Raw genomic sequence first — 16,013 nt, 5'->3', positions numbered from 1 at the left:
TTTCATCACCTATACTTCACTGTTCATTAATAATTCCTTAAAGGTTGTTTCAGGCTCTTCTTTATTGTTTGACTCTTGATTGGATTGTTCTTTTTGCTGCTGACCATTCTGCTGCTGAGATGGCTGTCGTTCTTGTCTGTGCGATTCTGTGAAGGTCTGTGCAATTTCTATCTTCTCCACTTGCAGGTTATGGCTGTTCAATGCTTGTCTTAACCCTGTCAACTGTGAGTCCAATATCTCTTTTGCGGCCTTTGTACTCGCCAGGATTTTCGCTGTCATAACCCCGTCATGTTGAAGTAACTCTATCCGCAGTGATCCGAGCTGTTCGGGATATAGCTTTAGTAACAATTTGCTCATATTTGGAGTTTGAATCATCTGTGATTTCCCAATAATGTTTGAAAAGTCCTTAACAAACTGCTCGTAGGTTGTTCCTTGCTGGCCTTTATTCACAAAGAGTGAAAACTGTTCTATCCGGGGCATTTGCTGCTGACCCACAAACCCTTGAAGTGATAATGTGCCATTATTTTTTGGCGTCTGCTCCCCTTCAAGCTTTGCTGATTGTTCTCCTGTCGACTGTATTCCCCTGATGTCCAGGACTCCTGTAAATTTGTTGGAAGCAGCCGTCAGCGCTGACATGCTATTTACAGCATTTTTATTAACCATCCTATTATTGGGGATGGAGTTGTCTGGTTGCTTGGAGTGTAGATTGTCATGAAACGCTTTTTCCAGCATGCGCACCCGTTTTTCATTTTTCAGAGTCTCTCCAGTTAAAAGCTGTTCAACCTTCTGGGCGATAACCTTCAAGTTCTGCTGTAAGGCTTCAGCCATTTCTGTTTGACGAATATTGAGATCCGTCTGCCTGAAAACATGCTGAAATGCTTTAGTCGTTTTCAACAATATTTCCATAGATGGCGAGCTCAGCTTTTTAAAATCATCCATATGGAGAACACCGATAGTTTCAATCACCTGGAACAAGATTTCTTCTTGATTTTCCTTATCCAGTTGTAGGAACATCTCTTTTAAGTGAGGAAATTGATTTCCCAAGCCGTCCAGAATCGACTGTAGCGCGGCATTAAACTCTTGTTGAGTTATTCCGACTTCAGATAATATGTCATTAATCTTGAGAGTGCTCAGATTATCCCCATTTACTTCAATTGGTTTATCTGATTGGAGAATATTCAGCATGTTTAACAACTGAAGCATTTCAATTTCCAGATTCTCAGTCTTTTCTTCCACCTGACCTGCTTGTGAGAGGAAGCTGTTGAAGAGCATCGTCGATTTTCCTTCTTGCGGTGTCTTGGTTTGCCCTTTGCCCGAAAGCTGTCCCACGTTTTGCATGGAAAACAAAGTTCCAACGTTCATATTTTCACCTCCCTTCAAATACAGATTCTTATGATTCCTGATCTACTTTAGCAGAAAGCAATTCAGTATACTTCGCCGCATCTTCCGGAGGCATTTTTTCGAGAATTTTTGCAAGGGTGTCTGGTTTAATGTTAGAAAGGATTTTCACCGCTTCATCATTTTTCATATTGAGAAGTACAGGTGCCGCGCTTTTGGCAGACATATTTTCAAAGGTCGAAATCATTTCTGCAAAAGCTCGTTTGTTTTCTTGCTGAATCTGCTCCAATTCCTCAATCTGGGCTTGAAGTTGTTCCTGCTCTGCCAGCAGCCTCTCTTTCTCTTGCTCCTGTGAATCGACCTTGCCTTGTAGACTAGTAATCTCAGAATCTTTCTTTTCGAGCTCAGTTTGAAGCGACAGCACCCTTTTTTCCAATTTGGCTGCTTCTTCTTTGGCATCGGTTGGAATTACAGAAGAAATAACAGGAATTTTACCGCCGGCTTCCTTAGCTTTTTCAAAAATATTCACACCTGCTACCGTCATCACAAGCAAGGCAATTACTACGGCAAACAGAAGAGGAATGATCCCTGCAAATAGAACCCATTGAAAGCGGCTGTTCGATTTTTCGTTTTTTTCCTTCTCTGCTTTTTTCCCCATGTACTCACCTAATTTCTTTTATTCGCGTATTGCATGACAGCCATTTCATCCAGCATCTTACTTTCTGATGAATGAAGCAGTTCCACATACTTGTTAAAATCATTCTCTCTAATTTTTTCATACTTTTTCACTTCAACATTCATTTCTGACAACTTTTCTTCGTGCCAGTTCATCCTGTTTCTCGCTTGAATAACCAGACCCTGATAATAATCAATCGTCTTTTCTATATTGGTGAGGAAGTGTTGGTTATGCCTAAGATCCTGTACTGACAAACCGCTGAGCATTCTCTCTGTCTGATAGTTTTGCAGGTCCTCTTTCTTCTTTAGTAACTCGTAAAGCTTCCCTGCAATCTTTTCAAACTTCTCAACAGATTCGCGGTAGGATTCTCTAACTTCTTCTTTTTCCCTTTCTTTGAGAGTCAGGATTTTCTCAAACTTAAAAGTATAAGTCATCCATTCCACTCTCCTCTTTCAGCCAGATTGATAATATCGGACACACTTTTGTCCATTGTCACCTTTTCACCTGTCCCCTGTTTCAAAAAAGACAGAATCTTCGGGTGGAAAGCGATAGCCTGGTCGATTTCCTGAGATGTTCCTCTTTTATAAGCGCCTATGTTTATCAGGTCTTCTGAATTACTATAGGTACTCATCAACTCCCTGATTTTTTCAGCAGCTCTCAGGTGATCAGGTGATGCCAGATGGTTCATCAGCCTGCTGACGCTTTTTAGTACATTAATGGCTGGGAACTGGCCTTTATTGGCTATATTCCGATCAAGGACGATATGACCATCCAGGATCCCTCTTGTGGTATCCGCAATGGGTTCATTCATATCATCCCCGTCAACCAGCACGGTGTAAAAAGCTGTGATTGTGCCATGCTCATTCGTGCCGGTACGTTCAAGCAGCTTAGGTAAAATTCCGAAGACGGATGGGGTGTACCCTTTGGTTGCAGGAGGCTCTCCAACAGCCAGACCAATCTCCCGCTGGGCCATGGCAACACGGGTTACCGAATCCATCATCAGCATGACGTTCATCCCTTTATCCCGGAAGTACTCCGCAATGGCGGTTGCCGTGAAAGCTCCTTTGATTCTCATGAGTGCCGGCTGATCGGAAGTAGCTGCTACTACTATCGACTTCTTTAATCCCTCTTCACCCAAGTCTCTTTCGATGAATTCACGCACTTCTCGCCCACGCTCGCCTATTAGTGCGATCACATTCAAGTCTGCGTTGGTATTTCTTGCAATCATTCCTAGAAGGGTGCTTTTTCCGACTCCGCTTCCGGCAAAGATCCCGACACGCTGGCCTTTTCCGACTGTCAGCATACTGTCTATGGCCCGTACACCGACCTCTATCTTTTCATTGATCGGCGGCCTGGTGAGGGGGCTGGGCGGGTCCTGTTCGGTAAAGGCTGGTGTCAAGCCTTTAGGGAGTTGTTCGCCATCGAGCGGATTTCCAAGAGAATCTACCACTTTGCCTATCAGAGAGTGCCCGACTTTTATCGTAAGAGGTTTGGAGGTAGCTTCCACAAGGCTTCCTGGTGAAATTTCATTAATGTTTGAATAAGGCATGAGAATGACGGTCTCTTCTTTAAACCCAACGACTTCGGCCCTGATTTTTCTTCGAGTTTCAGAGATGTGAATGAAACACATATCCCCAATTGAACTTCTGGGCCCCTGTGATTCAATCATAAGACCGACAACCCTCTTCACTTTCCCAAACTTCTTGAAGGTTTGCAGGGTTGAAATATAATCTATAAGTTCACCGGCTTTCATGCATCTTCACCTTCTAAAATTTCAACCAGTTTGGTTTTGATTTCCCGCAGCTGGCTCTCCACACTGACAATCACTCTTCCTTCACCCGTTTCAATGAAACACTCATCCCTGCCCAGGTCATCATCAGGATAGATCAATAGTTTTCGCAGGACAGGAAACATGGATTCCAGTTCTTCCTGATTGTCACTTAATAGATTGTAGTTAGCGGGGTGCACGTGTATTTGCACTTCTGGCAATTCTCTAACCTCTTTAATTCCACGCTTGATGATATCCAGGAAAGTCGAGGAATCTTCATCCAACGTTCTACCGATGATCTTTTCGGCTGTTCTCAAGCCAAGTTCCAAAATGACATTTTCCGACTTTTCCACGTGCTGATAGTAATCATTTTTGGCCTTGGAGATGATTTGAGCCGCTTGGTCGATATATTGTCTGTATTCCTCAATCCCCTGCTCCCTGCCTTCGGCTAAACCTTTCAGGTATGCCTGTTGATAGGCTTCCTGTTGAAGGACTTCTTTTTCCTGGTCCCAACTTGCTCTTAGTGAGGCAACTTCTTCTTTCATCTTGGCTGCTTCTGCTTTTGCTGACTCAAGCATTTGCTCAGCTTCCGCCTGGGCATCCTTCAGAACTTTGTCCCTTTCCAGCTTTATCTGTTGGTTCTCAGCAGGAATCGAATCACTTGTTTCAGAGTTTTGTCCGCTGATATTTCGAAGGGATATTACTTTAGCTTGACGATGATCAGCACTCGGAGTTTGCGTGTTTTTAATAACTTTAGACAATGATATCGTCTCCTCCGCCACGAGCGATGATAATTTCACCTGCATCTTCAAGTCTTCTTATGACGCTCACAATTCTGGACTGCGCCTCTTCAACATCACGAAGCCTGACAGGTCCCATGAATTCCATCTCTTCCTTGAAGGTTTCAACCATTCTGGTAGACATGTTCTTGTATACTATATCTTTGACTTCCTCACTTGAAACTTTCAGAGATAGAAGCAGATCTTCGTTTTCACTATCACGGATAACCCTCTGGATGGAACGGTTGTCCAATGTGACGATATCTTCAAAGACAAACATCCTTTTCTTGATTTCTTCTGCAAGTTCAGGATCTTGAATTTCCAACGCATCCAGGATTGTTCTCTCCGTAGAGCGGTCTACTCCATTTAAAACTTCAACAACCGCTTCCACACCGCCAGTCTGGGAGTAGTCCTGCGTTACCGTTGTAGACAGCTTTCGCTCGAGAATTGCTTCCACCTCACTTATAACCTCAGGGGAAGTCCCATCCATCTGGGCGATCCGCCTTGCAATATCCGCCTGTACTTCCTGAGATAATTCAGAAAGAATCTGCCCCGCTTGCTGTGGGTTTAAATATGAAAGAATCAATGCAATCGTCTGCGGGTGCTCGTTCTGTATAAAGTTAAGAATTTGTGATGCATCGGCTCTTCTGGCAAAGTCAAAAGGCTTTACCTGAAGTGAGGATGTCAACCTGTTGATGATTGCCGAAGCCTGCTCATTGCCAAGCGCTTTTTCCAAGACCGTCTTGGCATATCCAATACCGCCCTGAGTGATATAATCCTGAGCGAGGGCAATGTTGTGGAATTCTTCCAGAATTTCTTCTTTGGCTTCCGTTTCCACTTTCTTGACACCGGAGATTTCCAGCGTCAATTTTTCAATTTCTTCTTCTGATAGATGTTTATAAACCGAGGCTGAAACATCCGGGCCAAGCGAGATTAGGAGTACGGCTGCTTTCTGTTTCCCCGTTAATTCTTTTTCACGTTGTTTCGCCATTCTGTTCCCTCCTATTCATCTGCCAGCCAAGATCGTAATAATTTTGCAAATTCCTCAGGTTTTTCCCTGGCCATTTTCTCCAGTTGTTTTCTTCTGACCGAACTCTCGGTTTCTTTTTCCGTATCGATGTCAGGTATATTGATTGGCTGCTGCTGTTCCTCATACATAACTGTTTCTTCTGCGACGGCTTTATTTCTTCTTACCATCAAGAAGATCAGAAGGATGATGACGGCCAATAGGATTCCGCCTATCACATACGTCCACCAAGGTAAGGCAGACACCGTTTCCTGTTCAAATTCCATTTTCCCGTTAAACGGCTGAACAGAGACGACAATTTTGTCCTCGATAGCTTCCGGCGTCAATTCTGTACCTGCTTCTTTATTGATTGACGTTCTAATAATAGTAGATAAAATCCGCGAGATATCTTCCTGCCTGTCTTGCGGGAAAGAATTAGGGTCTTCAGGATCAGGCGGCTCGACCATTACTTGGATGCCGATATCCCTTATCTTATATGGACTTTCTACTATTTCTCTCCGAATTCTATTAACCTCGTTATTTATCGTTTCTTCCATTCTCTCGTAGTCGCCATTGGAATTCTCGCCTTCTACATAAGTCCCCAGTCCGTCTCCTGTATCTTCCGCGGAAGGGACACCTCCTGCGGCTTGTCCGTTCCCAGTGAAAGTTTCAGTGATTCTCTGTACACTTACAGCGATTCCTTCCATATTTTCCTGATCAACTGGTGTAACCTCGTTTACTTCCCTGTTTTCTTGGGTAAAGTCTATATCGGTGGTGACAGAAACGACAACCTTATTAAATCCAATCAGTGTGCCCAGCATGCTTTGAACCTGCTTTTGAATGTCCTTTTCCACCCTGTCTTTGATGTCCATCTGCTGGACGACAGTTCCTCCAAAGGAAGAATTTTCATTTTCCAGCTCAAAATACTCAAAAAATTGGTTCATGATGACGATATTATCAGTAGGAAGATCCGGAACACTCTTAGAAACAAGATGGTACAAGGATTTTATCTGTTTTTGATCAAAGTTGAAGCCGGGTTTTGTATTCAGCACAATAGAAGCGGAAGCTTGTTCAACCGCCTCGCTGATGAATACACCTTTTTCAGGAAGGGTGATCATGACCTTGGCGTCTTGGACTCCTTCGATTCCTTTCATGAGGTTCGCAAGCTCTGTCTGCATCGCATCGAGCTTCATGACATTGAACTCATTATCTGTCATCCCAAAACCGGCATTTTGACTGAAGAAGGAATAATCGATGCTGCCTGAATTAGGTATTCCTTCTGCCGCAAGCTCTACCTTCAATGTGTCCACCATTTCACTTGGGACCATGATGGTTGAGCCTCCGTCAGTAATTTCCGACACAATGCCTCTTCCATCTAGGTTCTCTTTGATACTACCTGTTTCCGAGGGGGCCAGATTGCTGTAGAGCGGTACCAGATTCGTTCGGGAAGAGAGGAAACCGGTAATAGCAATAGCAAGGATGATTACTAAAGCAGCTGCTCCATACATACCCTTTTGTTTTTTGGTACGTCCTGACCAGAAAGTATTTAATTTTTCTTTATATTTGTTAACAGTTGCATTCATTTTAATCCCCCGGTTACTCTGTCTGATTTACGTGGAAATAATAACCGCAAAGGTTACATCGGCATTCTTATGATTTCTTGATACGCCTCAATTACCTTATTGCGCACTTCCATAGTTGTCTGCAGGGTTATGCTCGCTTTTTGAGAAGCAATCATGACTTGGTGCAAATCGACATTTTCACCGCGGACCAGTTTTTCGGTCAACATATCTGATTCTTTCTGACTTGCATTAACTTCATCAATTGATTTCTTGAGAAAATCAGCAAAACTCTGCTGATTTTGAACTGGATTTTTAAATTTATTTTCCAAAGACGGACTTAACTTGTTATCCGTCGCAGAATATATATTATGTATAGCCATAAGTATCCTCCTTATTTACCGATTTCGAGTGATTTCATCATCATTGATTTGTTAGCATTAAAGACTGTCACATTTGCTTCATAAGACCTGGTAGCCGAAATAAGGTCAATCATTTCACGTAGTGGATCGACATTTGGAAGCTGTACATAACCGTCCTGATTTGCATCGGGATGCTCCGGATCATAAACAAGATTGAAGGGCGTCTCTTCATCTTCCTTTATTCGGGATACTTTGACACCATTTCCAATAGATCCTGAATCTTTACCATTCATAGCTTTGTTCAGGAAGGATGAAAACTGTCCTCCATTTGGTTCAAGGACTACGGATTTTCTACGGTAAGGCTGCCATTCGCCATCTACTAATTTTCCTCTTGTTGTATCTGCATTTGCCATATTTGAAGAAATAACGTCCATTCTTAGCCGCTGTGCTGATAGGGCAGAAGCTGATGTATTCATACTTTGAAAGATTGACATACTTATTTACCTCCCCTGATAACAGATTTCATCGAATTGAATTTACCATTTATCCGGTCAGACAGAGCGTTGAAATAGATCTGATTGGACGCCATATCTGACATTTCCTTGTCTATGTCGACACCATTTCCATTATGATTATATTGAAATGGCTTGCTTTTAATAAAATGACCATTTGCAGAGCTCCCTGAGAACTCAAAATGGCGGGGGTTTGTTCTTTTTGCTTCCAATGTTGACATTGAATCATTCAATTGGTCTTTAAAACTGATAGACTTAGCTCTGTAATTAGGCGTATCGACATTGGCTATATTTTGTGAAATCAACTTCTGCTTAGCAGAAGAATAATTCAATCCATTTTCAAGATATTGAATGGTACTGGAAAACAAACTCATTTTTTACACCTCGAACCAAGTTTTTGTCAAAGATTAAGGAAAATTGACATTTTTTACGGATTTATACTATCTATTGTAATATTAAGCAAAATAGGTGTCTATGAATATTAAGTTAATTTTTTTCCTACTTCTTATTCATTTTAATAAGGGACTTTTTGCACACTTATAAGTATTTAAGTACTCTGGAAGAGTTATTAATGAAAATTTTACCGGAAACATCCGTCTTTTTTACTCTTTTACTTCCAATCATTACTTGCGGATGCGTAAAAAGAAAATTCACTTTTAGTACAAACACATTACATAACTATAAATACTTTTCAGTGAAATATCTTTAGTGAATTCCTTCTTCTAATGGGGTATTATTCCAATTGCTGTTTCTATAAATATAGCGATCCCTAAAGAGATCGCTAAAAATGAGCACTGTCTCTTATAGGCAACCCGGCTGCCATTTACAAATCACTATTGTACGTAGGCCCGTGGCTTTGCGTCCTCTCCTTTCAGATGAGTATGCCGTTTTCTATATTTGTAGAAAATTGTCGTAAATAATCTGTAATCTTATTTTACTATGTGTGAGTGTAAAAACAACCCTTTCCTACGCATTCCCCTTAGGTCTTTATTCCTCTTTTTACTTTCACCCCTCTCTAATACTCCTTTTTCTTCCAAAATCTCAAAAACTCCGGTAAGCATACTCTTTACTTTATTTGGTGACTCTAAAGGCTGTTTTAGATTAAATGGATAAGTAACCAATTTCATGGTTGCTAAATAGTTTTGTGTAAAGAGCGGCACTTAAACGATTTGTGCATTAAAAAACCGCTAATCCATTTGGATCAGCGGTTCATTTCTTTAGTTAGTTTTTAGTTTATCGAGTTCTACCAGGAATTTATCATTCAGGACCTTTATGTAAGTTCCCTTCATTCCCAATGAACGTGACTCTATGACTCCTGCACTTTCAAGTTTGCGAAGTGCGTTAACGATGACAGATCTTGTAATTCCTACCCTGTCAGCAATTTTCGAAGCAACAAGAAGGCCTTCATTTCCATCAAGCTCTTCAAAAATATGTTCAATTGCCTCTAATTCACTGTAAGAAAGGGAACTGATTGCCATCTGAACAACAGCTTTGCTGCGTGCTTCGACTTCAATTTCTTCTGATTTTTCACGAAGAATTTCCATACCTACTACAGTAGCTCCATACTCACCAAGAATTAGGTCGTCATCATCAAAGCTGTCTTCAAGACGGGCAAGGATAAGCGTGCCTAGGCGTTCCCCTCCACCGATGATCGGCACAATAGTCGTTAATCCATTCTTGAACAAATCTCTGTTTTCCACAGGGAATGCCGTGTATTGGCTGTCAATATCCAAGTTTAAAGAAGTTTCCTGAACGTTGAAAAGGCTGTTTGTATATTCTTCAGGAAACTGGCGGTCTTCCAGCATTTTTTTCATTCTTTCATTCTCAATTTTTTGATTTACAGCAAACCCTAAAAGCTTTCCGCGGCGACTGACCACGAATACATTGGCAATAATGACAGAGCTTAATGTTTCTGCCATTTCTTTGAAATTAACTGGTTTTCCTGCCGCTTTTTGCAGCATCGCATTAATCGTTCTCGTTTTACTTAGTAAATTCATTTCATTTCCTCCTAGTGCAACTAATTAGTTTCTATATTTATATAATAAGATCCGCGATGGACTGGAATGATCCCTTTATCCAACATCAGGATAGTTTAACGAAATTCCTGTTTCTATCATGCTCAATAAATTTTTACCCATTGGAGATTGTTCGCAAACTTATAGAATAAACTGGCTTAAGTCTTTATCTTGAGAGATTGCCCCCAGTTTATCCTCCACATAAGAAGGTGTAATGGTAATCTTCTCCATAGTGATGTCAGGTGCCTCAAAGGATAGGTCTTCAAGGAGCTTTTCCATAATAGTGTGAAGGCGGCGCGCACCAATATTATCAGTATTCTGGTTTACTGAAAAGGCTATTTCAGCCATCTTACGAATAGCATCGTCAGAAAATTCAATTTGTATACCTTCCGTTTCCAAAAGTGCAATATATTGTTTAACTATTGCGTTATCAGGCTCTATCAAGATCCTCACAAAATCCTCGACTGAAAGTTTCTTCAGCTCGACCCTGATTGGAAAACGCCCCTGAAGTTCAGGTATCAGGTCTGAAGGCTTGGCTGTGTGGAAAGCACCTGCAGCAATGAACAGCATAAAGTCGGTTTTTACAGATCCGTGCTTTGTGACAACAGTTGAACCTTCCACGATAGGAAGGATGTCACGTTGAACGCCTTCTCTGGAAACTTCTCCGGAAGACTGATTTGAACTCTTGCTGGCAATCTTGTCAATTTCGTCGATGAAGATTATCCCGGTCTGTTCCGCCCGTGCAATGGCTTCCTGTGTCACTTCGTCCATATCGATCAACTTCTGCGCTTCTTCATTAATCAGGACCGGTCTCGCTTCTTTTACTTTCATTTTCCTTTTTTTCTTTTTCTTTGGCATAAGTCCGCCAAGAGCATCCTGCATATTCATACCCATCTGCTCCATGCCGGATCCTTGAAGCATGTCAAACATGGATGCTTGCTGTTCTTCAAGTTCTACGGTGATCATTTCATTTTCAAGCTCTCCTTTTGCGAGCTTGTCTGCTGCAACCCTCCGTTTATCGTGGATAGATGTCTCTTCTTTTGGTTCCTCATCCTCCTGCTGTGTGCTTCCTTGATTGCCTCCAAAAATCATTTCAAATGGATTCTTATAATTATTATTTTTCTTTTTTGAAGGGACAAGTAATTCTACCAGACGGCGGTCTGCATTCTCTTCGGCCGTTTCTTTTACATCTGCCATTTTTTCTTCTTTTACAAGTCTCACAGAAGTTTCAACAAGATCCCTGACCATTGATTCTACATCTCTGCCGACATAACCCACTTCCGTGAATTTTGTAGCCTCGACTTTGATAAATGGTGCACCGACAAGTTTGGCCATCCGTCTTGCAATTTCTGTTTTACCGACGCCTGTTGGACCCATCATAAGTATATTCTTGGGTACAACTTCGTCACGCAGATTTTCAGCAAGCAGGCTTCTTCTGTAACGATTTCTCAATGCAACGGCAACCGCTCGCTTTGCATCATTCTGTCCAACAATATATTGATCAAGTCGATCGACAATTTGCCTTGGTGTTAACTGATTGGCTTGTTTTTTCAAGAGATACACTCCTTTGATCAGAATGGCTTACTATACATACATTCTTCATAATTATTGTGATGGTACTGGAGAAATCAAGTCCGTTTGCCGCAACAATTAGATGACCGGATTTCTTGTTAAACAGTGACCATTCAGGTACTACCTCGGTTAACGTTCCGAGGGATCAAAACCAGGTCTCACTTGTTCAATTTGAAATCATCCCGAGAGTCGCCGGAAAGCAAATACTCCAGGTAACCACCTTCTAGCTCCAGTCATCTCGATACATAAAGGACGTCTTTCACTTTCCAGGACTTTACGTTAAAAGCATTAAAGTTTTTCCACAATAATATTGTTATTGGTATATACACAAATATCGGCAGCGATTTCCAGGGCCGCTTTGGCGATTTGTTCTGCATTTAAATGCTCTCCACTATGATGTTTTAAAGCCCGGCCTGCAGCAAGAGCGTAGTTTCCTCCAGAACCAATAGCAAGGATACCATCATCCGGTTCAATTACTTCGCCAGTACCTGATATCAGGAGCAAGTCATCTTCGTTCATGACAATCAGCATAGCTTCCAGCTTTCTCAGCACTTTATCACTTCTCCATTGTTTTGCCAGTTCGACAGCAGCTCTTTGGAGATTCCCATTAAATTCCTGCAATTTACTTTCGAACATCTCAAATAAAGTAAATGCGTCAGCCACTGATCCGGCGAATCCAGCGACAACCTTTCCGTTAAATAACTTCCTTACCTTCTTGGCAGTATGTTTCATGACGACCGCATTTCCGAATGTAACCTGGCCGTCTCCTGACATGGCGCACTCACCTTTATGCCTTACAGCAAAAATCGTAGTTGCATGAAAGTTTCCCATTTGTATTACCTCCTTTTCCTTTAAGCGCGAGGGTGATGATTCAAGTATGTTCTTCTTAGATGGTCCTTTGTCACATGTGTATAGATTTGGGTCGATGATAAATTTTCATGTCCCAGCAACTCTTGAACTGTACGCAGGTCCGCCCCATTGTTCAACAAATGTGTTGCGAAGGTATGCCGGAGCATATGCGGATGAATTTTCGCATTGATAGAGGCCTTTTTGATGATTTCATTGAGGACATGACGGATCCCCCTGGATGTTAAAGGTCCTCCTCTATAATTGACGAATACAAATTCATGCTCTTCTTTCTTCAACAGCTGTCCGCGAGATATATTTATGTAGTTTTCAAGAGCTTCATGCGCATAAGTCCCAAATGGTACATATCTTTCTTTGCTTCCTTTTCCCTTTACAAGTATCGTCGACAAGGAAAAATCTATATCCTTCAAGCGAAGTCCAGCACATTCACTTACCCTTATCCCGGTGGCATAAAACAGTTCAAACATCGCCCTGTTTCTTACCTGAATAGGTTCCTCCCCTTCACAGGCTTTTAAGAGGTTCCCCATTTCTTCTTCATAAAAAAACTCAGGAAGTCTTTTCTCTGACTTCGGGCTGCTCACCAGAGCAAATGGATTCTCTGTAATTTCCCCTTCACGGTTCAAGAAACGAAAGAAACTGCGCAAACTGGAGATTTTACGGGAGATCGATGCCCTGGCAAAACTTTTTTCATGTAAACCGGTCAAAAACAAGCGTGCATCAAAATACTCTATTTCAGATAACGAGCTCAGATTCTGTTCATTCATAAAAAGAAAAAATTCCGAAATATCATCCTTATAAAAGGCTACAGTATACGCTGAATAGTTTTTCTCTATCTGCAAATATGTAATAAAGTTATTTAAATATTGGTTCAGACTTTCCAACATGCTTAATCACCTCACAAAAGGCTACTAAATAGTATCACAATTTAGTAGCCCGCGCAATGGAGTTTACAAATTTTTCACAAAGTTCTGAATTGTTTATCTCGCTAGGTTTTATCCATGAATTTTTATACTAATAATGCAGGTGCATTTTTTCCACCAAGTTCCATCATAAAGCAAGGAGTTGTTATGATTGTCAACTCTATTTCATTCTCCTGCTTACATTAAAGATACCATATCTATTATGTAAATGGAAAAAGTGAGCCCTCTAAGCTCACCATTCCTTACTGTTGCGTTTCTTCTTTATAATCGCAATTTGAACATTGCACCTGGACGCCCTTCTTCAATTTCTTCTCAATTAATAGATGTTCACATTTAGGGCATTTCCTGTCAATCGGTTTGTCCCAGGACAGGAATTCACAGTTAGGATATTGATCGCATCCGTAGAAAATACGCTTCTTCTTACTCTTTCTCTCGATGATATTCCCATCATCGCATTCAGGGCACTTTACACCTATTTCCTTAACAATCGGTTTGGTGTTCCGGCAGTCAGGAAAATTGCTGCACGCCATGAATTTCCCATAGCGTCCCATCTTGAATACCATTGGATGTCCGCAGCTTTCACAATCTTCCCCTGCTGGCTCGTCTTTAATTTCCACTTTTTCCATTTCTTCTTCGGCTTTTTCAAGGTGTTTTTCGAACCCTTTATAGAACTGGTCGATTATATTGACCCATCTTTCCTTTCCGTCTTCCACATAGTCCAGGTCTCGTTCCATATTAGCGGTGAATTCCACATCAATGATATCAGGGAAGAACTCAGATACCAACTCCGAGACGATTTCCCCAAGCTCAGTAGGAATAAATCGTTTATTGTCGAGGCTGACATATCCCCTTCGTTGTATTGTGTCCAAAGTCGGAGCATATGTTGATGGACGGCCGATGCCCAGCTCCTCCAAGGTCTTTACTAATCTGGCTTCTGTATAACGCGGAGGAGGCTGAGTGAAATGCTGCTTAGGATCAACCTCTTCATAACTGACGAGGTCTCCTTCTTCCAAGGCAGGAAGCTGGTTTTCCTTTTCTTCCTTCCCATCATCAGAACCCTCCACATATACCTTCATAAAGCCCGGGAATTTCACTTTCGAGCCATTTGCACGGAAATATACATCTCCGTTGACAATATCCACACTCATTGTATCCATGACAGCCGAAGCCATTTGGCTTGCAACAAACCGTTCCCAAATCAGCTTATAAAGCCTAAGCTGGTCTCTGGATAGGTATTCCTTCATGGAAGCCGGGTCTCTAAGAGTCGAAGTTGGACGGACAGCCTCGTGGGCATCTTGCGCCTTTTGTCCCTTCTTCTCTTTCCTTTCCTGGCTCTTTGTGTACTCACTGCCATATTTATCAGTTATATACTCTGAAGCTTCTTTTTGGGCAACTTCAGAAATCCGGGTAGAATCGGTTCTCATATAGGTGATCAGTCCAACAGTTCCTTCTTTGCCGATCTCAATTCCTTCATATAACTGTTGTGCAAGCATCATTGTTTTCTTTGCCCTGAAATTCAGCTTTCTTGCAGCTTCCTGCTGAAGGGATGAAGTAGTGAACGGAGCTGCAGGATTCCGCTTTCTTTCCTTTTTGGTCACTTTTTTAATTTCAAAAGAGTCACCTTTAATCTTTTCGAGAATGTTATTTACTTCTTTTTCTGTTTTTAAGTCGAGCTTATTTCCATCGAGGCCATAGAAGGCACCCTGGAAGGTATTTTTGCCTTTTTTGAATTCCGCCTGTATGGTCCAGTATTCTTCCGGCTTAAATTCTTTTATTTCTTTCTCCCGGTCAATAATCAGCCTTACCGCTACAGACTGAACCCGGCCTGCACTAAGTCCTTTTTTTACCTTTTTCCATAGTAGCGGACTGATATTATAACCGACCAGCCTGTCTAAAATCCTTCTGGCCTGCTGGGCATCAACAAGATCCATATTTATCGGTCTGGGATGCTTAAATGATTCCTTGATGGCATCTTTGGTGATTTCATTAAATACCACCCTGCATTCCGAGTTGACGTCCATGTCCAGACTGTGGGCAAGATGCCATGCAATTGCCTCCCCTTCTCTGTCGGGGTCGGCGGCCAGGTATATTCTTTTAGCTTTTTTCGCGGCTGTTTTCAACTCTTTTAAGACAGGTCCCTTCCCGCGGATGGTGATGTACTTTGGATTGAAATCGTGCTCGACATCAACACCCATTTGGCTTTTGGGCAAGTCACGGACATGCCCCATAGAAGCTCGGACCTTATATTTCTTTCCTAAATATCTCTCGATTGTTTTGGCCTTTGCAGGCGATTCAACAATCACTAAGTAATCTGACATTAAATTGCCTCCTTAAAGAGGGAAATCGTTTATTTTTGGGATTCATATTTTTATTAGTTAATAATAGAGCCGAGGAAACGTTTCCAACAGCTCAAACAAAAAATTAGTGATGTTTTTGTATTATATCTGTTGCAAAATGTATAACAGATTGAGAAGAATTGCAACCTTTTTATACATTTTATACATATAATCATTGTTTTTTCAAAGAAAACTGCTGTTTTGACGACAGCTTCCACCCTGTTTTTTACATTTCCCCCGGATGTTTGTCTGACTATACTAGGACAGGCAGCACATAATGTAAAGGGACAAACAGCTATTTTA

At 41.6% G+C, this 16,013-nt stretch carries 15 protein-coding genes and 1 riboswitch; all 15 genes read right to left on the bottom strand.

The genetic code is table 11. The features are described from left to right. Positions 1-9: 9 nt before the first annotated feature. The gene (locus tag V1502_RS07305; RefSeq protein ID WP_409253703.1) at positions 10-1,362 is read right to left on the bottom strand and encodes a flagellar hook-length control protein FliK; all 1,353 of its coding nucleotides are present in this window, start codon (positions 1,360-1,362) and stop codon (positions 10-12) included. Positions 1,363-1,390: 28 nt separating this feature from the next. After that, positions 1,391-1,996: a MotE family protein gene (locus tag V1502_RS07300; protein ID WP_409253702.1), complete on the bottom strand. Its 606-nt coding sequence runs from the start codon at positions 1,994-1,996 to the stop codon at positions 1,391-1,393. Between the two features lie 8 nt (positions 1,997-2,004). Continuing rightward, positions 2,005-2,448 carry a flagellar export protein FliJ gene (fliJ, locus tag V1502_RS07295; RefSeq protein WP_409253701.1) on the bottom strand — a complete coding sequence of 148 codons (444 nt, stop codon included), beginning with the start codon at positions 2,446-2,448 and terminating at the stop codon, positions 2,005-2,007. Beyond that, positions 2,445-3,767 carry a flagellar protein export ATPase FliI gene (gene fliI / locus V1502_RS07290; protein WP_409253700.1) on the bottom strand — a complete coding sequence of 441 codons (1,323 nt, stop codon included), beginning with the start codon at positions 3,765-3,767 and terminating at the stop codon, positions 2,445-2,447. The genes fliJ and fliI overlap by 4 nt, the downstream gene beginning before the upstream one ends. Further along, the gene (gene fliH, locus V1502_RS07285; protein WP_409253699.1) at positions 3,764-4,543 is read right to left on the bottom strand and encodes a flagellar assembly protein FliH; all 780 of its coding nucleotides are present in this window, start codon (positions 4,541-4,543) and stop codon (positions 3,764-3,766) included. The genes fliI and fliH overlap by 4 nt, the downstream gene beginning before the upstream one ends. Continuing rightward, the gene (gene fliG / locus V1502_RS07280) at positions 4,536-5,552 is read right to left on the bottom strand and encodes a flagellar motor switch protein FliG (protein WP_409253698.1); all 1,017 of its coding nucleotides are present in this window, start codon (positions 5,550-5,552) and stop codon (positions 4,536-4,538) included. Before fliG ends, fliH begins: the two co-directional genes overlap by 8 nt. Before the next feature lie 11 nt (positions 5,553-5,563). After that, positions 5,564-7,150: a flagellar basal-body MS-ring/collar protein FliF gene (fliF, locus tag V1502_RS07275; protein ID WP_409253697.1), complete on the bottom strand. Its 1,587-nt coding sequence runs from the start codon at positions 7,148-7,150 to the stop codon at positions 5,564-5,566. Positions 7,151-7,203: 53 nt separating this feature from the next. Further along, positions 7,204-7,509, bottom strand: coding sequence for a flagellar hook-basal body complex protein FliE (gene fliE, locus V1502_RS07270; protein ID WP_409253696.1), 306 nt, complete (start codon positions 7,507-7,509; stop codon positions 7,204-7,206). 11 nt (positions 7,510-7,520) lie between these two features. Next, positions 7,521-7,982 (bottom strand): flagellar basal body rod protein FlgC, encoded by a 462-nt coding sequence (gene flgC / locus V1502_RS07265; RefSeq protein WP_409253695.1) that lies wholly within the window; start codon positions 7,980-7,982, stop codon positions 7,521-7,523. 2 nt (positions 7,983-7,984) lie between these two features. Beyond that, complete coding sequence (flgB, locus tag V1502_RS07260) at positions 7,985-8,374, bottom strand: flagellar basal body rod protein FlgB (RefSeq protein WP_409253694.1); 390 nt, start codon at positions 8,372-8,374, stop codon at positions 7,985-7,987. Positions 8,375-8,803: 429 nt separating this feature from the next. Beyond that, positions 8,804-8,896: riboswitch (cyclic di-GMP riboswitch) on the bottom strand. A 321-nt stretch (positions 8,897-9,217) separates the two neighbouring features. After that, entirely contained in the window at positions 9,218-9,997 is a 780-nt protein-coding gene (gene codY, locus V1502_RS07255) for a GTP-sensing pleiotropic transcriptional regulator CodY (protein WP_409253693.1), read from the bottom strand. A 159-nt stretch (positions 9,998-10,156) separates the two neighbouring features. Next, positions 10,157-11,569, bottom strand: a complete 1,413-nt coding sequence (gene hslU, locus V1502_RS07250) for an HslU--HslV peptidase ATPase subunit (protein WP_409253692.1) — start codon at positions 11,567-11,569, stop codon at positions 10,157-10,159. A gap of 306 nt (positions 11,570-11,875) precedes the next feature. Next, the gene (hslV, locus tag V1502_RS07245; RefSeq protein ID WP_409253691.1) at positions 11,876-12,418 is read right to left on the bottom strand and encodes an ATP-dependent protease subunit HslV; all 543 of its coding nucleotides are present in this window, start codon (positions 12,416-12,418) and stop codon (positions 11,876-11,878) included. 20 nt (positions 12,419-12,438) lie between these two features. Continuing rightward, positions 12,439-13,338, bottom strand: a complete 900-nt coding sequence (gene xerC / locus V1502_RS07240; RefSeq protein WP_409253690.1) for a tyrosine recombinase XerC — start codon at positions 13,336-13,338, stop codon at positions 12,439-12,441. 278 nt (positions 13,339-13,616) lie between these two features. Further along, the gene (gene topA, locus V1502_RS07235; RefSeq protein ID WP_409253689.1) at positions 13,617-15,692 is read right to left on the bottom strand and encodes a type I DNA topoisomerase; all 2,076 of its coding nucleotides are present in this window, start codon (positions 15,690-15,692) and stop codon (positions 13,617-13,619) included. Between the last annotated feature and the right edge of the window lie 321 nt (positions 15,693-16,013).

The sequence above is a fragment of the Rossellomorea sedimentorum genome (genome assembly GCF_046237645.1).
In the GTDB taxonomy this organism is placed as follows: domain Bacteria; phylum Bacillota; class Bacilli; order Bacillales; family Bacillaceae_B; genus Rossellomorea; species Rossellomorea sedimentorum.
The sequence above is the reverse complement of the archived record's forward strand: the minus strand, read 5'-3'. Positions and strand labels throughout refer to the sequence as shown.